Raw genomic sequence first — 20,167 nt, 5'->3', positions numbered from 1 at the left:
CCTACTTGCGGCCGGGCGTCCAGTTCATGCCCCAGCCGTAGGCGTGGTCGACGGTGCGTTGGGGGCTGACGCCACGCTCGGGCACCAGGTAGCGGGCCTCGCGCTGGACGACGAGGTCGCCTCCGGTGTTGGTGATCAGCGCCAGGGCGCACACGGTCGAGGGGACCGTGCACTCGTCGAGGGAGAAGTCGACGGTGGCTCCGTGCTGGGGCTGCAGCGTGACCGTGGCGTGGAGGTCCGCGAAGGAGCGGGCGCCTTCGTAGATGGTCACGAAGACGAGGATGCGCCGGAAGTCGTCCTTGTGGTCGAGGTTGACGGTGAGGTTCTCACCACTGGCCACGGCACCGGTGCGGTCGTCGCCGTCGAGGTGGATGTACGGCGGCTGGTGCAGGGCGCCGTAGGCGTTGCCGAGGGACTGGACGACGCCTTTGCGGCCGTCGGCCAGTTCGAACAGGGCGCACAGGTCGAGGTCGAGGTCGTTGTGGAGTGCCACCGCGCGTCCGCGCTTGCTGCCCCAGCCCGAGAACTGCTTGCGCACCTCCCAGTTGAGGTTCACCCGCATGGTGCCCCCGGTACCGCCCTGTTTGGTCAGCGACACCGACGGGGCGGCCTTGGTGAGCGTCACCTTGGTCAGGCGGACCGGTGCGGTGGGCGGCGCCGGCGGCGGGGGCGGGGTGTGACGGACGGGCGGGGGCACGGTGGCGGGCATCGCCGGAGGGGGCGGCGGAGAGGCGGTGGTGGCGGTCGCCGGGGGCGCCGTGTGCTGCGGTTCGTCCACGGTGATGCCGAAGTCCGTGGCCAGGCCCTCCAGGCCGCTGCCGTAGCCCTGGCCGACGGCCCGGAACTTCCAGGCGCCCTGCCGGCGGTAGAACTCCCCCAGCACGAACGCGGTCTCGACGGTCGCGCCGGTGCTGTCGAACCGGGCCACCACGGTGTTCTGCGCCGCGTCCCGCACCTCGACGTAGAGGTCCGGCACCTGCCCGAAAGCGCCGCCGTCGGCCGAGGCGGCCAGGACGACGCTCTCGATCGCGGGCTCCACGCGCGCGAGGTCGACGACGAGGGTGTCGGTGACCTGACCACCCGCGTTCCGCTTCCCGTCATGGCGGACCGCTCCGGAGGAGTGGGCCGGCTGGTTGTAGAAGACGAAGTCGGCGTCGGAACGGACCTTTCCGCCGACCAGGAGCAGCGCGGAGGCGTCCGCGTCGGGCACGCCCGGCCCGGAACGCCAGCCCACCTCGACCCTGAGCGCCGTCGTCGGCACCGGAGTGTTGGACCCCTTCGGCATTGACATGACCGCCCCCCATCACGGGTTTCCCGGGCCGGGCCGCAACGCCCCCGGCACCCCTCGGATTGTCTACCCGTTCAACCTATTCGTCCGGACAGCGAACTCCCATCCGCAGCACAGGAAGACGAATCGCCGACCGGCCGGTAACCCGCCCGGAACTCGGCCTTTACACGATCCGGGCCACGATCGCCGCCCCTTTTTCCCGAGTTCGCTCCCATTGGGGATCCGACGTCACCGCCGACACGGAAAACAACCCTCTTATCGGTCTCCCCAACCAGCACATCGTGGGCTTAACTTATGTGCCATGACCTCCCCCCGCTCCACCTATGGCGGCGGCTACTACTCCGCCTCCTTCCCGGACACCCCGATCTACGACTCGCTCGTGGCCGAGCGGGGTACCCCGCAGATCGCCCCGATCCGGGTCCCCGCCGCCTACGACACGGGCAGCAGCCTGCCCGCGTTGCCGTCGGCGCTGCCCGCCCTCCCGGCGGCCCCCTCCCAGCCCTCCTACGGCTATCCGCAGGCGCAGCAGCCCGCCCCGCTGCAGCAGGCACCGGCGGCCTACATCCCGCCGCAGGCCACCGCGCCGCGCGGCTACCCCGGCCCGCAGGCCCAGCAGCAGCCGCAACGCCCCGCCGCGACCGGCATGGGCTACGAGGCGATGCGCCCCGCGGCTCCCCGGCCCGCCGCTCCGCAGTACCAGGATCCGTACAACAACCAGCAGTACCGCGGCTACTGAGCCGACCCGGGGGTCGTCCGTGCCACCTGGCAGGATGGCCTCATGGGGAATGCGGAACTGCTGTCGATCCACCTTCATCCGGTCAAGGCGTTCCGGGGCCAGTCGCCCCGGGAGGCCGTCGTGGAGCCCTGGGGGCCGGCCGGAGACCGACGCTGGGCGCTGATCGACGACGGGGGAAAGGTCGTCACGCAACGCCAGCAACCGCGCCTCGCGCTGGCCGCCGCCGAGCTCCTGCCCGGCGGCGGCCTTCGTCTGTCCGCGCCCGGCCTGGAGCCGTTGACCCTCTCCGTGCCGAAGCCGGTGGGGACGGTCTCGCTGGAGATCTTCCGCGACAAGGTGGAGGCGGTCCTCGCGGACGCGGCCGCGCACGCCTGGTGCAGCGCGTATCTCGGCGCCGATGTGCGTCTGGTGCACCTGGACGATCCCGCGACACGCCGGCCCGTCGACCCGGAGTACGCGCTGCCCGGGGAGACCGTCTCGTTCGCGGACGGCTATCCGCTGCTGGTCACCACCACCGCGTCCCTCGACGCCCTGAACTCCCTCATCGCGCAAGGGGAGCACGCCGCGGAGGGCCCGCTGCCGATGAACCGCTTCCGGCCCAACGTGGTCGTGACGGGCACCGAGCCGTGGGCCGAGGACGGCTGGTCGCGACTGACCATCGGCGAGGTCGCCTTCCGTGTCGCCAAGGACTGCGGGCGGTGCGTCGTGACGACGACCGACCAGGCCACCGCGGCCCGCGGCAAGGAACCCCTGTACACGCTGGGCCGCCACCGCCGCCTCGGCGGCAGGCTGGTCTTCGGACAGAACCTGGTGCCCCTGTCCCGCGGCACGATCCGGGTCGGCGACCCCGTCGGCATCGTCGAGTGAGTCCGGCCGGGATCCCGGGCTCCGCGGATCCCACGGCGGCGGGAACCTCCGCCCGCCCCTGGCCCGTTGTGCTCTCGTGAGAAGTTCATGAGAGGTCCCGGTCGCAGGTGATTTCGCTCTCTCTTCGACCGGACCCGCATATGAACGGCTCCACGGGGGGTTATCACGGAGCGGGAAGGGGGTGCGGGACGGTGCGAGCGATCGGTGGACTCTGGCGCTGGCGGCACAACCCGCTGCGCCGTACGACAGATCTGGTCGAGGCATGGGTCGCCCTGTCGGCGCTGCTCCTGATCGTCCTCGTCGCGCCCGTCGTGGGCTGTCTCGTCGGCGCCGTCGCGCAGGACGCGTTGCAGCAGTCGGTCCGCGACCAGCGCGCGTCCCGCCACCAGGTCACGGCCACCGTGGTGCGCAAGCAGGAGGGTTCACTGCTGGAGGCGGACCCCGAGAGCGCATCCGGGCGGGACGCCCGCATCCGGGTGATCGCCGACTGGACCGCCCCGGACGGCAGCGCGCACCACGGCACGGTGTCGGCCGACCTCGACACCCCGCAGCGCGGCGACCACTTCGCGATATGGACGGACGTGCACGGCCGTCCGGTGGCCCGCCCGCTGGACTCCGCCACGGCGACGACACACGCCGTCCTCGCCGGATTCGGCACCGCCCTGCTCACCGCCGGCCTCGTCGAGGGCGGCCGAAGAGTGATCGTCTGGCGCATGGTCCGCCGCCGGTACGCACGCTGGGACCAGGCCTGGGACCGCGCGGGCCCGGACTGGGGCCGCACCGGCACCGGCAGCTGACGGCGTTTCGTCTCTGGTCAACCCACCGCCCGCGCGCACGCTACGGTGGACCGGCCGAAGCACTCGGCATCCAACCCGCGTATCACGAGGTGGGGGCACAGCAACGCCATGGCACAGGGCACGGTCCAGGTGACGCACACCGGCACATCGCGGTGGCGGCGCCGCACGGGTGAGTACACGTCGCTCGCGGCCGCCCTGGAGGCCGCGGCCGAGGGTGACGTCCTCACCATCGCTCCCGGCACCTACCGGGAGAACCTCGTCGTGCAGCGGGCCGTGACCCTGCGCGGGCCCGAGGGCTCGCCCGGTTCCGTGCGGATCGCGCCCGTGGACGGGGTGCCGCTCACCGTGCGCGCCTCGGCCGTGGTGCAGGACCTGCATGCGGAGGGCCAGGACGCGGCGGCGCCCGCGGTGCTCGTCGAGGACGGCACGCCCGAGCTGCTGGACGTGCGGATCGTCACGCGGTCCGCGGCCGGCATCGAGGTGCGCGGCAGTGCGCGGCCGACCGTCCGGCGGTGCACCGTCGACAACCCGGCCGGCGTCGGCATCGCGGTGGTCGACGGCGGCGGCGGTGTCTTCGAGGAGTGCGAGGTCGTCGCGGCCGGGCAGGCGGGCGTCGCGGTGCGCGGCGGAGCCCACCCGCGCCTGGAGCGCTGCCGGGTGCACCACACCTCGGGCGCCGGTCTGAGCGCGACCGGCGACAACTCCGCGCTGGAGGCGGTGGGTTGCGAGGTCTACGAGGTGCGGGGCAGCGGCGTCCAGATCACCACCCGGGCCACCGCCCACCTCACCGACTGCGATGTGCACCGCACCACCGCCGACGGCGTCACGCTCGACACGGACGCCGTGCTCACCCTGGCCGACTGCCGTATCCACGACATCCCGGAGAACGCGGTCGACCTGCGTTCGCGCTCCGTTCTGACGCTCACGCGGACGACGGTGCGTCAGTTCGGGCGCAACGGGCTGTCGGTGTGGGACCCGGGCACGCGGGTGGACGCCAACCAGTGCGAGATCTTCGACAGCACGGGCGACTATCCGGCCGTCTGGGTCAGCGACGGCGCCACCGTGGTGCTCGACTCCTGCCGGGTGCACGACGTGCCGGACGCGCTGTTCGTCCTCGACCGCGGTTCCCGCGCGGACGTCGTCGACAGCGACCTGTCGCAGGTGCGCAACACGGCCGTGTCGGTGAGCGACGGCGCGACCGCCCAGCTCGACGACTGCCGGATCCGGGAGGCGGCGACCGGCGCCTGGTTCCGCGACCACGGCAGCGGCGGCACCCTCAACAACTGCACCGTGGACGCCACCCAGACCGGCGTGATCGTCACCAAGGGCGCCGATCCCGTCGTGGAGCGCTGCACGGTCGACTCCCCCGCCGAGGCCGGTTTCTATGTGTCGGCGGGCGGCCGCGGCAGCTTCCTCAACTGCCGGGTGACCAACAGCGGCGGCTACGGCTTCCACGTGATAGACGGTTGCCGTACGACGCTGCGCAAGTGCCGTACCGAGCGCTGTGCCCGCGGCGGTTACGAGTTCGCGGACGGCGGCGCGGACGCGGTGCCCGGTGCGGGTCCCGTGGTGGAGGGCTGCACGAGCGACGAGAGCATGGGCCTGCGCCCGCCGACGGCGACGGCGCGGGAGACGGCGGTGCAGTCGACGCCTCCGTCGGCGGGGCTTCTCGGCGCGCTCCCCGAGCAGCGGCTCACCGCGCCGGAGGCGCAGCCGGCCGCCGAGCCGGAGAAGCCGGTACGGACCTCCAAGGACGTGCTCGGCGAACTCGACGCGCTGGTCGGCCTGGAGAGCGTCAAGCGCGAGGTGCGGGCGCTGACCGACATGATCGAGGTGGGCCGGCGCCGGCAGCAGGCGGGCCTGAAGGCGGCCTCCGTCAAGCGTCACCTGGTCTTCACCGGCTCCCCCGGCACCGGCAAGACGACGGTCGCGCGCCTCTACGGCGAGATCCTCGCCGCGCTGGACGTCCTGGAGAAGGGCCATCTCGTCGAGGTGTCCCGCGTCGACCTGGTCGGCGAGCACATCGGCTCCACGGCGATCCGCACCCAGGAGGCCTTCGAGCGGGCCCGCGGCGGCGTGCTCTTCATCGACGAGGCGTACGCCCTCTCGCCGGAGGACGCGGGGCGTGACTTCGGCAAGGAGGCCATCGACACGCTCGTGAAGCTGATGGAGGACCACCGCGACGCCGTGGTGGTGATCGTCGCGGGATACACCGCCGAGATGGAGCGGTTCCTCTCGGTCAACCCGGGCGTGGCGTCCCGTTTCTCACGGACGATCACCTTCGGCGACTACGGTCCCGAGGAGCTGCTGCGGATCGTGGAGCAGCAGGCCGAGGAGCACGAGTACCGGCTCGGGCCGGGCACCGCGGAGGCGCTGCTGAAGTACTTCACGCACATCCCGAAGGGCCCCGCCTTCGGCAACGGCCGCACCGCCCGCCAGACGTTCGAGGCGATGGTGGAGCGGCACGCGAGCCGGGTCGCGCAGGTGGCGGAGCCGAGCACGGACGATCTGACGCTGCTGTATGCGGAGGACCTGCCGGAGCTCGCCTGAGGCGGTCCGGCGGTTCCTGCCGCAGACGCGCCGGGCCTGTGAGGCGCCGTCACTGTCCCGCGGCCCTGATCCGCCGGGCAGGCCCTGCCCGGCTCACCGCGCTCTTGTCGGGCCGGGCCCCGGCGCCGCCTTCCCGTGGGCCTCCGGCTCCGCTGCCTGCGCCTGCCGCCCGCGCTGCTCGGGCACGTCCGGCTGCAGCCGGGCCAGGAGCCGCTCGCGCTCCTGCGCGAACGCCGGGTCCGCCTGGTAGTCGGAGTGGCCCAGGACGGGCGAGGGCAGGGGTTGGTCCTCGGTGCGGCCGTATGCGAGCGGATCCGCGAGAGGGGCGCGGTCCACCTCGGGGCCGCAGTCGTCGCCGGAGAGGCGGACCGGGCCGCCGATGGGGTCGGTGAGGCGGTAGAGGTTGCGCCAGCAGTCGACGTCGTCGTGGAGGGCGTTCAGCGCGGCCGGGCCGAAGTGGGCCGGGAACCAGCGGCCGTAGAGGCGCTCGATCGGGGAGCCGTAGGTGAGCAGGGCGACCCGTGCGCGGTCGGCCGGGTTCAGCTGCCAGGCCGCGGCGGCGGCGAGGACGCTGCCCTGGGAGTGGCCGGAGATCACGAGGCGGCCGCCGGTGGCGCGGGTCCAGGTGGCCATGCGCCAGGTCAGGTCGGGCACCGCGCGCTCGGCGTAGCAGGGCGGGGAGAAGGGGTGGGCGGCGCGCGGCCAGAAGGTGCCGACGTCCCAGAGGATGCCGATGGTGCGCCGCGCGGAGGCGTCCTTGTAGGCGCGCCTGCCCCAGGTGACGAAGAGTATGAAGCCGAGCCCGATCAGCCAGGAGCCGAGCGCCTGCCCGGTCTGGGCGGCTCCGTGGAGGAAGGGGTGGGTGCCCTCGGCGGCCCGGCCGGGGGTCTTCCCCGTGGTGAAGGCGCCGACGAGGGCGCCCGCGCCGAGGAACAGGGTCGTGGTGGAGGTGGCGGCGACGAGGAGCGGGGCGCGGTCGGTGAGGGTGGCCATGGCGCGGGCGCGGGCGATGCTCCGGGTGCGGGCCGGGTCGCCGGGATCGACGTCGTAGTCGCGGGTCACCGCGGCGCGTTCGGCGCGGGCACGTCGCAGGGCGCCGCGGCCGAGCAGCGCGCACAGCGCGAGCAGCACGATCAACAGCAGGGGGATCACGGACGCCTGCCAGGTCAGCAGGACAGGCGGTCCGGCGAGGAAGGTGCCGGTGCCGTCCAGCCAGTCCGAGACGCGCTGGGACACACCGCCGGACATCACACCGCCCAGCGCACACGCCAGCATCGCGACCGCGGGCCCCTCCAGGCCCCGCAGCGCGGCACGCCCCTGCGGATCACGGCCGGACCGGCGGTACAGGACGGAGGCGACGACGGCCAGCGCGATCACCAGCGCCCCCTGCGTCAGGGCGATCCCGCCGAAGGTCAGGTCGCCCTGGAGGCGTCCGGAAGACTGCCAGCCGGGGCGTTCCCAGCCGGCGTGGACCAGGGTGAGGGCCAGGAGGACGAGGGCGGCCAGGGGCAGGCGCCGTACGAGGTGGGCGTCGAGTGCGCGGTCGAGGCGGTGTTCGCTGCGGCCCCGGCGGCAGACCACCCAGACCGTGGCGAGCGCTCCGGCGGCCGTGGCCGCCACCAGGAGCCGGCCGAGGACGTCGAGGAGGGCGGGGCCGCCCGGTCCGCGGTCGTGGCGGGCGGCGGCCGTGCCGACCGCGGCGGCCACCGTGAGCAGGCCCGCCGCGGTGTGGGCGGCGCGCAGCCGCGCCACCAGGCGGCGCCCGTACCAGAAGCCGGGCCGGCCCAGAGCGGTGTGGCCGAGTACGTCCTCGGGCTCGGGCTTGCCGTTCGGCGGCTCCTGGGACTCGTAGGCCCGCCAGGTGCGGTGCGAGAGGTACCACAGGAGGCCCGTGAGGGCGGTCGGGGCGAGGGCCGCGAGGGCGAGGCGGCGACCGGGCAGCGTCCACCAGCCGCCTTCCGACACCGCCGGCGACAGGAAGCCCAGCCAGGAGTGCCGCTCGGCGCACGCGCGCGTGCCCGCGCACTGCCACGCCGTGAGGTCGAGGGCGACCTCGCAGGCCGCGGCGACGAGCAGCACCGTCAGGGTCAGTCCCGTGAGCCGCACCAGCAGCCCGTAGAGGCGGACCGCGCGGGTGCGTTCGCGTGCCGCCGGGCGCATCCAGTGTGCGAGGTTGACGACCATGAACGGCAGCAGCAGGAGCCACAGGGCGCGTGTGCCGTTGCCGGAGGTCAGGTTGCACCAGACGTAGGCCTCGCGGACCGGCCGGTCGCGGGGACCGCCGGTCGCGGTGGCCACTCGGTCGGGACGGTCGGCGTCCGCGTCGTCGGCGCGCCGGAACACGGCGGCCGTGTCGTCGCCGGTGATCCGCACCGTTCGCGGATCGTTGAGCATCTTCTCGGGACTGGCCCCGCCCACGCCGTGGACCAGGAGTTCCAGGGCGGCTCCGGTCGCCGGGCCGGTGACGGCATGTTCCTGCGCACGTTCCACTGTTCTCGCACTTCCCCCGTGACGCGCTGTCGAAATGTGTGCGTGCGGGCACCAGGATGTCCGCTGAACGGCCTCTGTACACCCCTTGTCACCGAATCTCCCCCCGACCGTGTGACGAACGGGACCGGCGGGTGTCGCGAGCGTGGCATGCGCGCGTCGGGTGGGTGGTGGCGCGACGGGCGGGGGCCCATGCGAGGATGGGACGCCGCACCCCCGCCGACCGGGGGAACACCCTCGTCGTGGCAGGTGTGCGGGCGTGTCGGACGGAGTGGATCGGCTTGAGGCGAGAGGACCGGAGCGTACGTGAGTGAGAATCAGAACCTCCTCGCGGAGCAGCGCCGCGCCCTGATCCTGGACGAGGTCCGGCGCCGTGGCGGCGTCCGCGTCAACGAGCTGACCCGCAAGCTCGGCGTGTCGGACATGACGGTGCGCCGCGACCTCGACGCGCTGGCCCGCCAGGGCGTCCTGGAGAAGGTGCACGGCGGCGCGGTGCCGATCGTGGAGGCGAGCACGCACGAGCCGGGCTTCGAGGCCAAGTCGGGCCTGGAGCTGACCGCCAAGGAGGACATCGCGCGGGCCGCGGCGGAGCTGGTCGCTCCGGGCAGCGCGATCGCGCTGTCGGGCGGTACGACGACGTACGCGCTGGCACATCAGCTGGTCGACGTGCCGGATCTGACGGTGGTGACCAACTCGGTGCGGGTGGCCGACGTCTTTCATATGGCGCAGCGCGCCACGGGTCCCCGGCAGGGCGCGGCCACCGTGGTGCTGACCGGTGGGGTGCGCACACCGTCCGACTCGCTGGTGGGTCCGGTGGCCGACCAGGCCATCGCCGCCCTCCACTTCGACCTGCTGTTCCTCGGCGTGCACGGGATATCGGCGGAGGCCGGTCTGTCGACGCCGAACCTGGCGGAGGCCGAGACGAACCGGCGTCTGGTGCAGTCGGCGCGCCGGGTCGTGGTGGTCGCCGACCACACCAAGTGGGGAGTGGTGGGACTGAGTTCCTTCGCGGCGCTGGAACAGGTCGACACGCTGGTGACGGACTCCGGTCTGCCGGCCGCGGCGCGCGCGGAGATCTCCGAGCATCTGCGGCGGCTGGTGGTCGCGGGCGAGCCCGACGAGGATGCAGACAGCTGACGGGACCTCAGCTAGGGTGACGCACCCGTTTCCTCGGTGCTGAGGAGGTTGCGCGCATGGTTCACCGGTTGCGGCCCGAAGGGCTCGACTTCGTCGCTACCGCGCCCGTACGGCTGGTCTTCGCGCGGGAGGTCTCCACTCCCCCGGAACGGGTCTTCCGCGCGCTCGCCGAGGACGTGCCCGGCTGGGCCGTGTGGTTCCCCGCAGTGACGTCCGCGCGACCGGTCGACGGCGGCGCCGGCCGCGACGTGCGTCTCAGGGGTGGCCTCCGCATGCGGGAGACGGTTCTGGCGGCGAAGGAGCCGGAGGTGTACGCCTACCGCGTCGACGTCACCAACGCGCCCGGGGTACGGGCGCTGGTCGAGGAGTGGCGGCTCACCCCGGCCGGGGCGGGGACGCGGGTGCGGTGGACGTTCGCGGCGGACGGAACTGCGGCGTTCCGGGGGTTCCTGCGGCCGGCCCGGGCGGGGATGGGGCGGACCTTCCGGGACGCGGTGGCGTTGCTGGAGCGGCGGCTGACGGCAGGGGCGTAGCTGTCGGGCCGGCGCGGCACGGCCCCGCCCGGCCGCTCCGCCGATCCGACCGGCGCTCGCCCCCCGGCGGCCGCGGCAGTGGGGCCGAACCCGTCGACCACCGACTCCGCCTGTCCAGCCAGGCCCCCGCCGGCACCGACTCCGCCGACCCAGCCGCCGACCCCCGCCTCGTTCCGTTCAGCCGCTTTCCGCCCGCACCGGCTCCCGCAGTGCGGGCGCACGGTCGGCCTCACCGGCTTCGTCAGTCCGGCCAGACGCCCGTCGTCAGCAGGGTGTCGATCGCCGCGGTGTACGGGGCGATGTCCAGGCCCTGTTCGGTGAGCCAGGTGTCGGAGTAGTACTTGTCGAGGTAGCGGTCGCCCGGGTCGCAGAGCAGGGTGACCACGCTGCCCTGGCGTCCCTCGGTCACCATCTCGGCGGTGATCTTCAGCGCGCTCCACAGGCCGGTGCCGGTCGAGCCGCCCGCCTTGCGGCCGATGGCCCGCTCCAGGGCGCGGACGGCGGCGACGCTGGCGGCGTCGGGGACCTTCATCATCCGGTCGACGGCTCCGGGCACGAAGCTCGGTTCCATACGGGGCCGGCCGATGCCCTCGATGCGGGAGCCGCAGTCGCAGGTGACGTCCGGATCGCCGGTGGTCCAGCCCTCGAAGAAACAGGAGTTCTCCGGATCGGCGACGCACACGCGCGTGTCGTACTGCATGTAGTGGACGTAGCGCGCGATGGTCGCGGAGGTGCCTCCGGTGCCGGCTGTCGCGACGATCCAGGTGGGCTCCGGGAAGCGCTCCAACTCCAGCTGCCGGAAGATGGATTCGGCGATGTTGTTGTTGCCGCGCCAGTCCGTGGCCCGTTCGGCGTAGGTGAACTGGTCCATGTAGTGGCCGCCGGTCTCCCCCGCGAGGCGGGCGGACTCCTCGTACATCTTCCGTGAGTCGTCCACGAAGTGGCACCGGCCGCCGTGGAACTCGATCAGGCGGATCTTCTCGGCGCTCGTCGTGCGCGGCATGACGGCGATGAAGGGCACGCCGATCAGCTTGGCGAAGTACGCCTCGGAGACGGCCGTCGAGCCGCTGGACGCCTCGATCACCGGGCGGCCCGGCCGGATCCAGCCGTTGCACAGTCCGTAGAGGAAGAGGGAGCGGGCGAGGCGGTGTTTGAGGCTGCCGGTGGGGTGGGTCGACTCGTCCTTGAGGTACAGGTCGATGCCCCACCGCTCGGGCAGCGGGAAGCGCAACAGGTGCGTGTCGGCCGAGCGGTTGGCGTCGGCCTGGACCTTGCGGACGGCTTCTTTCAGCCAGGTGCGGTAGGCGGTGTCGCTGCGGTCGACGTCGAGGGTGGCGCCGGTCAGGGTCTGCTGGGGGATGGTCACGGCGGGACTCCTTCGTGCTTCGCGCCGACGGCGCCTCAGGCGGCCGATGCCTCGATCATATGCATCTGTCACACCGCCGCTCACCTGCATAAACGCATCTTTGGGGAACTCAAAGGCGGCCCTCGGGAGCGAGGGGGGCGCGTCCGGTGGGGGCGCATTCGCGCGAGTGCTCCGGGCGCCCCCGACCGCGTGTCGCGCGCACTGGTGCTCGACGCCGTGCGCGGGCAGACTGCACCCGGCGGGGCGGAGGTCCCGGACGGGGGCGCACACTGGATCACGACACGAGCTGGTTCCGGCCCGTACGGAAGTTCGGGCCGGCACACCCACGGGCAAGGGGGCGGGCATGGCGGAGCCGGAGTTCACGGCGACGGGCGTGCGGATCGGGAAGCGACTGCGCTCGCTCACCCGGGCCGGGCAGGTCCGGATCAACGACGGCAGGCTGGAGTTGCTCACCAGCTACGGCAGTGAGATCGACAGTGCGCCGGTGCAGGCGGTCCGTGCCTCCCGGCCCTGGTTCGCCCCGGAGGACCGGGCGCTGGCCGACCTCAACGGCAAGCGGTACCTGCTGACCCTCGGCGAGCGCGACCCCGCGCCGGGCGAGCCGGGACCGCCCGCGGCACGCCGGTTCATCGAGGCGGTGCGCAGGGCGGCCGGGCGCGAGGACTGAGCGCGGCCACGGAGGGTGGCGGACCCTGACGGCGAGTTGCGGTCCCCAACCCCTTGCGTCACGCTGGTCTCACGTCACTCTGGGTGTACCGGCGACAACGCTGCGAACCAGCCCGCCGGCCACGACAGCAGGCGGCCGCCTCGCGCAGACGCACTGCTCCGATCGATCCGAACTCCGTGTTCTTCCGGACCTCACGTCGGGGAGTCGCAGCCGTGATCAGTAACCCAAGCAGGCACTGCACGGTGGAGCTTCAAGCCCTGCCGTCGCGGATCGGCCAGGTCCGCAGAATCGTATCGGCGCAGTTGCGCTACTGGCATCTGGATGCCCTGATCGACCGGGCCGCGCTCGGTGTGACCGAGCTGTTGACCAACGTCCACCGGCATGCCCAGCCCGACAAGACGTGCATCGTCGAGATGGAGCTGCTGCTCGGCCGGCTCACCGTCTCCGTGCGCGACCACGACCCGCGGCTTCCGGTGGTGGGAAACGGCGTCGACACCGACGGCCTCGCCACGTGCGGACGTGGGCTCGCGATGGTGGCCGCGCTCAGCGAGAGCTGGGGGGCGCGGCCCGACGGCGACTGCGGCAAGGTCGTGTGGTTCACGCTCCCGGCGATCGGCTCGGCGCGCGAGCGGGCGGCGCGGCCGCCTCGCCGTGTGGCGGGCGACCAGGCGGCCGCCCGTCTGTTCCCGGAGGTCGTCACGGCCGACGACCGCAGCCCGGCACACGCTCCCGCCCGGTCCGCCGTCGTGGGTTGACCGGGCGGTGACTCCCTTCGCCCTCGGCAGGGGTCATGCCCCGCCGTCCTTGCGGCCGAACTGCTCGTCCAGGACGGACAGCCGGCGCCAGTACTCGTCCTCGTCGATCTCGCCGGAGGCGAAGCGGCGGCCGAGGACGGCGAGGGGCGAGTCGCCGGCGGGGCGGTCGTCCGTCACCCGCCCGGGCCGGCCGCGGCCGCGCCACACCGTGCGGCGCAGCAGGGTCACGGCGCCGGCCACGACGGCCGCCCAGATCAGCGGGAACAACAGGATCCACGGGCCGGGGCCGCCGTCCCGGTTCGCCAGGCTCTGCATCTCGGTTCAACTCCCAGGTCGGTCTTCCGTTGACGCCTCGAGCTTGGCCCCGGGGAGGGTGCCGGGTCGTCGTACGGGCAGCGGCAGTGCGGGTACCTCCTGGGGAGTACGCGGGCGGCCCTGAGTGGTCGGCTGGACGCTCGGCCGGGTGTCGATTTCTGTAACTACTAGTATGTACAGTAGGCGCATGAGCACATCGGAGCGACTGATCGAGTCCACCCGGGAGCTGCTCTGGGAGCGCGGTTACGTGGGCACCAGCCCCAAGGCGATCCTGGAGCGGGCCGGTGCCGGGCAGGGCAGCATGTACCACCACTTCCACGGCAAGCCCGACCTCGCGCTGGCGGCGATCCGGCGGACGGCCGAGGAGATGCGGGCCACCGCCGAGGGAGTACTGAGCGGGCCGGGCACACCGTACGAGCGGATCAGGAGCTATCTGCTGCGCGAGCGTGACGTGCTGCGCGGCTGTCCGATCGGCCGGCTGACGATGGACCCGGACGTCGTCGCCAGCGAGGAGTTGCGGGCGCCGGTCGACGAGACGATCGGCTGGCTGCGCGGGCGGCTCGCCGAAATCGTCGAAGAGGGCAAGGAACAGGGCGAGTTCGGAGCCGAGCTGGACGGTGCGGAGATCGCCGCGGCCGTACTCGCGACCGTGCAGGGCGGTTATGTGCTCGCCCGCGCCTGCGGCTCCCCGGCCGCCTTCGACGCCGGCGTCCAGGGGCTGCTCGCCCTTCTGTCGCCTCGGCCCCGACAGGAGTTCCCGCCCGACCGCCCCGCCGCCTGACGAGGAGTCCCGATGCACGCCATGCAGTACGAACTGACGCTGCCCGCCGACTACGACACCGGCATCATCCGCGCGCGCGTGTCCCGCGTCGGCCACAAGCTCGACGACTGGGCCGGCCTCGGCCTGAAGACATACCTCCTGCGCGAGCGCGGGGTGCACGGCTCGCCGGTCAACCAGTACGCGCCGTTCTATCTGTGGAACACCCTGGAGGGCATGAACGCCTTCCTGTGGGGAGGCGCCTTCCAGGGGCTGAGCGACGACTTCGGGCGCCCGGCGGTGCGGCAGTGGACGGGCCTGGCGTACGAGGAGGGCGTGGCCGCCGGCTCCCCCGCCCGGTTCGCGCTACGACAGCGGCGGCCGGTGCCGGACGGGGTGGTGTACGCGGAGGCCGCGCGGGAGGCGGTGGAGGAGGCCCGGCGGCTGGCGCGGGCGGACGGAGCGGTGCTCGCGGCGGCGGCCGTGGACACGAGCCGGTGGGAGACCGTGCACTTCTCGCTGTGGGAGCAGGGGGAACCTGACGCGACGAAGGACGGCGGCGAGCTGTTCCAGGTGCTGCACGTGTCGGCGCCGGGGCGGTCCGCCCTGCCCGGAGGCCGGCAGTGGTGAACGCCGTCCGTACGGTGCTCGGGGACGTACCGCCGGAGCGGCTCGGTGTCTGCGACGCGCACGACCACCTCTTCTTCGGCAGCCCGCTGCTGCCCGGCCAGGAGTTGGGGAGCGTGTCCGCGGCGCGCGCCGAACTGGCCGCGTTCCGGGCGCAGGGCGGAGGTGCGGTGGTCCAGTGGACGCCGTACGGGCTGGGGCGGCGGGCGGCCGATCTGCCGCCGTTGTCCCGGGAGGCCGGGGTGCACCTCGTGGCCGCGACGGGACTGCACCAGGGCGTGCACTACGACGACGCGACGCTGGGCGGGCTGCGCGGGCGGCTGGCCGAGGTGTTCGTGGCCGAACTGACCGAGGGCATCGGCACGTCGGGCGTGCGGGCCGGGCTCGTCAAGGTCGCGGGCGGGTTCCACGCCCTGGACGCACACGCCCGCTGGACGATGACCGCCGCGGCCGAGGCCCACCGTGCGACGGGGGCGCCCATCGCCGTCCACCTGGAGCTGGGGACCGGCGCGCTGGACGTACTCGACCTGCTGTGCGGGGAGTTGGGCGTACCGCCGCACCGGGTGATCCTCGGGCATCTCAACCGCTCCCCCGACGGCGCGGTGCACCGGCAGGCGGCCGAGTCGGGGTGCTATCTGGCGTTCGACGGTCCGTCCCGGGCGAACCACGCCACCGACTGGCGGATGCCGGACGCCGTACGGGCCCTCGCCGAGGCCGGGTTCGGCGACCGGCTGCTGCTGGGCGGCGACACCACGACCGCCGCGGCCCGCTCGGTCGACGGCGGGCCCGGGATGCCGTATCTGCTGCGCCGGGTGCGGCCGCGGCTGGCGCTCGCCGTGGGCGAGGCGCTCGTGACGCGGATCCTGACGGAGAATCCCGCGCGGGCCTTCGGCGTGGAGTGGCGGTGAGGTCCGGGCGAGGAGTGGCCCGATCGTGTTGATCTCTGACCCGCCGCGCCACTGCCGCCGGTGACGGGCACGCCGAGGATGGGGGCCACGAACGTCACCCCCGCCGAGGAGGAGCACCATGGCCCTGGAGATGCGCGACCACTGCGAGCGCTGTACGACGACCGCCCTGCCGCACGACGCGCCGGCCCGGATCTGCTCCTACGAGTGCACCTTCTGCGTGCCGTGCAGCGAGGCGATGCGGGACGTCTGCCCCAACTGCGGGGGCGAGCTGGTGCCCCGGCCGCGTCGCGCCGTCCCGGCGTGACGGCCGTCGGCGCGGCTGGCCGGGGTCAGGCGTTGTCGTCGAAGCTGGCGAAGTAGGCGGCGGCCATGTCCTCGTCGGCGTGGCCCTGCGCGGCGGCCCGCTCCAGGCGGTCGGCGCTCGCGGCCGCCACGTCCAGGCGGACGCCGTGGCTGCGGCCCGCCTCGACGATCAGCCGGGCGTCCTTGGCGGCGGTCGCCACACCGAACTGGGCGGGCGAGAGCCGGCCGTCGAGGACCAGGCCGGCCTTCGCCCGCAGGTAGCCCATGTCCAGCGGGCCGCCCTCGATCAGGTCGAAGAAGGCGTTCGGGTCGACGTCCAGGGACTGCGACAGGGCCAGCACCTCACCGGCGGCGGCGGTGGCCGCGATCACCCAGCTGTTGGCCACCAGCTTGAGCCGGGTGGCGCTGCCCGCGCCGCCGTCCTCGCCGGTCCACACCGTCCGCGCGCCGACCGCTTCGAAGACGGGTGCCACCGCGTCCCGGTCGGCCGTCGGCCCCGCCGCGAGCACCGTCAGCTGTCCGGCCTCGGCGGGCTGACGCGTGCCGAGCACCGGCGCGTCGAAGAACACCAGGTCGTGTTCGCGGGCGAAGGCCGCCAGGTCGCCGATCGCCTCGATTCCGGCGGTGGTCGACTGCACCCAGGAGGCACCCCGGCGCAGGGCCGGAGCGGCCTGCCGCATGACCTCTAGGGCGGCGGGACCGTCGTAGAGCATGGTCAGGACGACGTCGGCGTCCCGTACGGCCTCGGCGGGGGTGTCGGTGACGGTGACGCCGTCGGCGGTCAGCGGTTCGGCCTTGGCGCGGGTGCGGTTCCAGGCGCGGACGGCGTGTCCGGCGCGGGCGAGGTTACGGGCCATCGCGGCACCCATGATGCCGGTGCCCAGGACACTCACGGTCAGCTTGTCGGTCATGACGTCAACCTACTTCGAGGCGGCACGGACGAGGCCGTCGAGCCAGGCCTGGTGGCCGTTGAGCATCGGGTTCGGCCGCTCCTGCGCGAGCGCGGCGGCGGGCCGGCCGATCTGCGTCTCCTGGGTCAGGATGCGCACCCGGCCGCCGGGCAGGTCCTCCACCAGCCAGGCGTGCAGCACGTCCAGCCGCTCCTCGGGGGTGCCGTCCTGCTTCGCCGTCCACGACAGCCGGCCGGGAACGCCCTCGGCCGGGGCCCGGAACTCCACCACGTGCGCGTCCAGGGGCGGGAAGCCGAAGGTGCCGAAGCTGAAGACCAGGTCGTCGGTGAGCTCGGGGCCGCCGCCCCGCGGGAAGGAGATGTCGGCGACGTTGTCGTAGTAGCCCTCCCACTCGGAGGTGTCGGTCAGGTAGTGCCACACGGCCGCCGCGGTGAGGCCCTGGACGATCACCTCGTTGGAGACGAAGTTGTCGCCGGTGCCGGGCAGGTACTTCTCGGGCCAGTTGATCGCGTTCTGCGTGGTCGTCTGCTGCATGGTCATCGGGGGTCTTTCGGGGACGGGGTGCCGTCACGTGGTGACGGGCTCGAACGTCCTCGACGATAGGTTCGCCGTCCATCGGGAAACCAATAGGGATGCCGATGCCTGCCATCGGGGCCCCGATGCGTACGCGCATTACGCTGGCCGGCATGAAGAACCGGACCCCGGACATCGGCGAGGCCACGGGTGAGAGTGCCCGGCAGCTCCCTTCGCACGCCGATCTGAACCTGCTGCGGACCTTCCTCGCGGTGTACCGTTCCGGCTCGTTCACGGCGGCCGCGCCGCGGCTGGGGCTCTCGCAGCCCACCGTGACCGCTCAGATCCGCACGCTGGAGCAGCAGACCGGCCGCGAGCTGTTCACGCGGCTGCCGCGCGGGGTGGAGCCGACGCCGCCGGCGCACGAGCTGGCGCGCCAGGTCGCGGCTCCGCTCGACGCGCTCGCCGCGCTGGAGGGCGGTGGCACACTGGCCGGGCAGACGGCGCCCGTGCATCTGGCGGGGCCGTCGGAGCTGCTGTGCGTGCGGGTGCTGCCCGCGCTGGCGCCGCTCGTCGCCGACGGGCTGCAGCTGCGGGTCACCCAGGGGCTGACGGAGCCGCTCCTGGAGGAGATGCGGGCCGGCCGGCACGACCTGGTGATCGCCACGCGCCGGCCGCGCGGGCGCGCCCTGGACTCGGTGCCCCTCGCCGACGAGGAGTACGTGCTGGTCGCCTCCCCGGACTGGGCCCGCCGGGTGGCCGCGCACCCGGAGGCCGGTGACCCGTGCGCCGCGCTGCGGGACGTCCCGCTGGTCACCTACGCCGAGGATCTGCCCATCGCCCGCCGCTACTGGCGGACCGTCTTCGGCAAGCAGCTCACCGCCCGGGCCGCGGTCACGGTGCCGAACCTGTACGCGGTGCTGGCGGCGGTCAACGCGGGCGCCGGCTACAGCGTCCTGCCGCACTCCCTGTGCCAGGAGTACCTGGACGCGGGCCGCCTCGCCCGGCTCCACGCGCCGGAGGAGCCGCCCCTCAACACGCTCTTCCTCGTCCAGCGGCCGGGCGCAGACGCCGATCCGGACGTGCTGCGGGTCCGCGACCGGCTGAGGGTCGCGGCGTCCGCGTGGTGAGGGTCCGGGACACGCGGGTGCCGCCCCGCAGCGCCCGCACTCACTGTCCTCAGACCCCGCTGAGCGCACCCAGCGGATCGTCGAGCACCGGCTGCCAGGCCAGCTCGGCCGCGCCCACCAGGCCTTCCTCGTCCAGCGGCCGGGCGCAGACGCCGATCCGGACGTGCTGCGGGTCCGCGACCGGCTGAGGGTCGCGGCGTCCGCGTGGTGAGGGTCCGGGACACGCGAGTGCCGCCCCGCAGCGCCCGCACTCACTGTCCTCAGACCCCGCTGAGCGCACCCAGCGGATCGTCGAGCACCGGCTGCCAGGCCAGCTCGGCCGCGCCCACCAGGCTGTTGTGGTCGAGGGTGCAGGCGAGGATGGGGACGCCGCCGCTGCGGCCCCACAGGCTGCGGTCGGCGACGACCGCGCGCAGGCGGTCGGGGTCGGTGTCGAGGAGGGTGCGGTGCAGCCCGCCGAGGATGATGCGGTCGGGGTTGAGGATGTTCACCAGGCCGGCCAGGCCCAGACCGAGCCGGTCGATCAGGGCTTCGGTGGCCGTGCGGACGACCGGGTCGGCGTACTCCTCGCGGATGAGTTCGTTGGCCTGCTGGAGCAGGGAGCCCTCGGGGCCGGGCTCACGGCCCGCGGTGGTGAGCAGGGCCAGCGGGTCGGCCTCGACGTCGAGGCAGCCGCGGCTGCCGCAGTGGCAGGGGCGGCCCTCGGAGTTGACGGTGAGGTGGCCGACTTCGAGGGCAAGGCCGGAACTGCCGGTGTGCAGACGCCCGTCGAGCACCAGCGCGCCGCCGACCCCGCGGTGCCCGGTGGCCACGCACAGCAGGTCGCGGGCGCCGCGCCCGGCGCCGTGCCGGTGTTCGGCGAGGGCGGCGAGGTTGACGTCGTTGGCGGCGAAGGCGGGGCCGGGGATGCCGGCGGCGCGGACCCGCTCGGCGAAGACCTCCCGGACGGGGGCCCCGACCGGCCAGGCGAGGTGCAGGGGGTTCAGGGCCAGGCCCTCGGGTTCGGTGACCGCGGACGGCACGGCGAGTCCGGCGCCCACACAGCGGCGGCCGGTGGCGCGCAGGAGTTCGGCGCCGGCCTCCACGACGGTGGCGAGCACCTTGGCCGGGTCGGCGTCCACGGTCTCGCAGCCGGGCGTGGTGGCGACGATCCGGCCGCCCAGGCCGACCAGCGCGGCGCGGAATCCGTCGGCGTGCACCTGGGCGGCCAGGGCGACGGGCCCTTCCTCGGCGACTTCGAGCCGGTGGGAGGGGCGGCCCTGGGAGCCGGCGGCGGCACCGGGGCGCGCGTCGACCCGGATCAGACCGAGTGCCTCCAGCTCGGCCGCGACCGCGCCGGCCGTGGCACGCGTGACGCCGAGTTCGGCGGTGAGCACCGCACGGGTGGGTGCCCGCCCGGTGTGCACGAGCTCCAACGCGGGACCGAGCGCACCGCGCCCCCGGTCCAACCGCGCCCTCGAGGTGGTCCCTTCCCCCGCCGCCCGGGGGTCCGCCTTGCCGCTCATGAGGGGGAGTCTCCC

Annotated in this window: 21 protein-coding genes; 13 read left to right on the top strand and 8 right to left on the bottom strand. The window is 73.7% G+C overall.

What is annotated here, in order from left to right:
* Position 1: 1 nt before the first annotated feature.
* Entirely contained in the window at positions 2-1,285 is a 1,284-nt protein-coding gene (locus ACPT94_RS30430; protein WP_489686598.1) for a TerD family protein, read from the bottom strand.
* 304 nt (positions 1,286-1,589) lie between these two features.
* Between ACPT94_RS30430 and ACPT94_RS30425 the strand changes: the two genes are divergently transcribed.
* The 4 genes from ACPT94_RS30425 (at position 1,590) to ACPT94_RS30410 (ending at position 6,238) form a co-directional block, all read left to right on the top strand.
* On the top strand, positions 1,590-2,024 hold the full coding sequence (locus ACPT94_RS30425) for a DUF6643 family protein (RefSeq protein WP_360335895.1): 435 nt from the start codon (positions 1,590-1,592) through the stop codon (positions 2,022-2,024).
* Between the two features lie 42 nt (positions 2,025-2,066).
* Positions 2,067-2,891, top strand: coding sequence for an MOSC domain-containing protein (locus ACPT94_RS30420; RefSeq protein WP_425247299.1), 825 nt, complete (start codon positions 2,067-2,069; stop codon positions 2,889-2,891).
* Between the two features lie 191 nt (positions 2,892-3,082).
* Positions 3,083-3,688 (top strand): Rv1733c family protein, encoded by a 606-nt coding sequence (locus ACPT94_RS30415; RefSeq protein WP_360335899.1) that lies wholly within the window; start codon positions 3,083-3,085, stop codon positions 3,686-3,688.
* Between the two features lie 108 nt (positions 3,689-3,796).
* A complete protein-coding gene (locus ACPT94_RS30410) occupies positions 3,797-6,238 on the top strand; it encodes a right-handed parallel beta-helix repeat-containing protein (protein WP_425247298.1) in 2,442 nt (813 codons plus the stop codon).
* 93 nt (positions 6,239-6,331) lie between these two features.
* Here the strand turns inward: ACPT94_RS30410 and ACPT94_RS30405 are convergent, their stop codons facing one another.
* The gene (locus tag ACPT94_RS30405; RefSeq protein ID WP_425247297.1) at positions 6,332-8,728 is read right to left on the bottom strand and encodes an alpha/beta hydrolase family protein; all 2,397 of its coding nucleotides are present in this window, start codon (positions 8,726-8,728) and stop codon (positions 6,332-6,334) included.
* 303 nt (positions 8,729-9,031) lie between these two features.
* Here ACPT94_RS30405 and ACPT94_RS30400 point away from each other — a divergent pair, with 303 nt between their 5' ends.
* On the top strand, positions 9,032-9,862 hold the full coding sequence (locus tag ACPT94_RS30400) for a DeoR/GlpR family DNA-binding transcription regulator (RefSeq protein WP_360335902.1): 831 nt from the start codon (positions 9,032-9,034) through the stop codon (positions 9,860-9,862).
* A gap of 56 nt (positions 9,863-9,918) precedes the next feature.
* Positions 9,919-10,395 carry an SRPBCC family protein gene (locus tag ACPT94_RS30395; protein WP_425247296.1) on the top strand — a complete coding sequence of 159 codons (477 nt, stop codon included), beginning with the start codon at positions 9,919-9,921 and terminating at the stop codon, positions 10,393-10,395.
* A gap of 241 nt (positions 10,396-10,636) precedes the next feature.
* On the opposite strand, the gene cds1 is transcribed toward ACPT94_RS30395, so the two are convergent.
* Positions 10,637-11,761, bottom strand: a complete 1,125-nt coding sequence (gene cds1, locus ACPT94_RS30390) for an L-cysteine desulfhydrase Cds1 (RefSeq protein ID WP_360351573.1) — start codon at positions 11,759-11,761, stop codon at positions 10,637-10,639.
* 343 nt (positions 11,762-12,104) lie between these two features.
* Here cds1 and ACPT94_RS30385 point away from each other — a divergent pair, with 343 nt between their 5' ends.
* Together ACPT94_RS30385 and ACPT94_RS30380 are read left to right on the top strand one after the other, a co-directional pair.
* Positions 12,105-12,428, top strand: coding sequence for a hypothetical protein (locus ACPT94_RS30385; RefSeq protein ID WP_360351576.1), 324 nt, complete (start codon positions 12,105-12,107; stop codon positions 12,426-12,428).
* Positions 12,429-12,640: 212 nt separating this feature from the next.
* Positions 12,641-13,183 carry an ATP-binding protein gene (locus ACPT94_RS30380; RefSeq protein WP_360351579.1) on the top strand — a complete coding sequence of 181 codons (543 nt, stop codon included), beginning with the start codon at positions 12,641-12,643 and terminating at the stop codon, positions 13,181-13,183.
* Positions 13,184-13,216: 33 nt separating this feature from the next.
* Here the strand turns inward: ACPT94_RS30380 and ACPT94_RS30375 are convergent, their stop codons facing one another.
* Positions 13,217-13,498, bottom strand: coding sequence for an SHOCT domain-containing protein (locus ACPT94_RS30375; RefSeq protein WP_425247295.1), 282 nt, complete (start codon positions 13,496-13,498; stop codon positions 13,217-13,219).
* A gap of 187 nt (positions 13,499-13,685) precedes the next feature.
* Here ACPT94_RS30375 and ACPT94_RS30370 point away from each other — a divergent pair, with 187 nt between their 5' ends.
* The 4 genes from ACPT94_RS30370 (at position 13,686) to ACPT94_RS30355 (ending at position 16,094) form a co-directional block, all read left to right on the top strand.
* Positions 13,686-14,279 carry a TetR/AcrR family transcriptional regulator gene (locus tag ACPT94_RS30370; RefSeq protein WP_425247294.1) on the top strand — a complete coding sequence of 198 codons (594 nt, stop codon included), beginning with the start codon at positions 13,686-13,688 and terminating at the stop codon, positions 14,277-14,279.
* Between the two features lie 12 nt (positions 14,280-14,291).
* Complete coding sequence (locus ACPT94_RS30365; RefSeq protein ID WP_360351587.1) at positions 14,292-14,885, top strand: DUF4865 family protein; 594 nt, start codon at positions 14,292-14,294, stop codon at positions 14,883-14,885.
* The gene (locus ACPT94_RS30360; protein ID WP_360351620.1) at positions 14,882-15,790 is read left to right on the top strand and encodes a phosphotriesterase family protein; all 909 of its coding nucleotides are present in this window, start codon (positions 14,882-14,884) and stop codon (positions 15,788-15,790) included. The genes ACPT94_RS30365 and ACPT94_RS30360 overlap by 4 nt, the downstream gene beginning before the upstream one ends.
* A gap of 118 nt (positions 15,791-15,908) precedes the next feature.
* Positions 15,909-16,094 (top strand): DUF1272 domain-containing protein, encoded by a 186-nt coding sequence (locus ACPT94_RS30355; RefSeq protein ID WP_360351590.1) that lies wholly within the window; start codon positions 15,909-15,911, stop codon positions 16,092-16,094.
* A 25-nt stretch (positions 16,095-16,119) separates the two neighbouring features.
* On the opposite strand, the gene ACPT94_RS30350 is transcribed toward ACPT94_RS30355, so the two are convergent.
* Both ACPT94_RS30350 and ACPT94_RS30345 read right to left on the bottom strand, forming a co-directional pair.
* Complete coding sequence (locus ACPT94_RS30350) at positions 16,120-17,004, bottom strand: NAD(P)-dependent oxidoreductase (RefSeq protein ID WP_360351593.1); 885 nt, start codon at positions 17,002-17,004, stop codon at positions 16,120-16,122.
* A gap of 9 nt (positions 17,005-17,013) precedes the next feature.
* Complete coding sequence (locus tag ACPT94_RS30345; protein WP_360351595.1) at positions 17,014-17,544, bottom strand: SRPBCC family protein; 531 nt, start codon at positions 17,542-17,544, stop codon at positions 17,014-17,016.
* Positions 17,545-17,690: 146 nt separating this feature from the next.
* On the opposite strand from ACPT94_RS30345, the gene ACPT94_RS30340 reads away from it, so the two are divergent.
* Positions 17,691-18,647, top strand: a complete 957-nt coding sequence (locus tag ACPT94_RS30340; RefSeq protein ID WP_360351598.1) for a LysR family transcriptional regulator — start codon at positions 17,691-17,693, stop codon at positions 18,645-18,647.
* A gap of 49 nt (positions 18,648-18,696) precedes the next feature.
* Here the strand turns inward: ACPT94_RS30340 and ACPT94_RS30335 are convergent, their stop codons facing one another.
* A complete protein-coding gene (locus ACPT94_RS30335; protein WP_425247333.1) occupies positions 18,697-18,927 on the bottom strand; it encodes a hypothetical protein in 231 nt (76 codons plus the stop codon).
* Positions 18,908-20,152, bottom strand: a complete 1,245-nt coding sequence (locus ACPT94_RS30330) for an ROK family protein (protein WP_360351600.1) — start codon at positions 20,150-20,152, stop codon at positions 18,908-18,910. Before ACPT94_RS30330 ends, ACPT94_RS30335 begins: the two co-directional genes overlap by 20 nt.
* Positions 20,153-20,167: the final 15 nt, after the last annotated feature.

This window comes from Streptomyces aurantiaciflavus (assembly GCF_049808595.1).
Taxonomy (GTDB): domain Bacteria; phylum Actinomycetota; class Actinomycetes; order Streptomycetales; family Streptomycetaceae; genus Streptomyces.
This window is presented reverse-complemented; position numbering and strand designations above follow the sequence as displayed.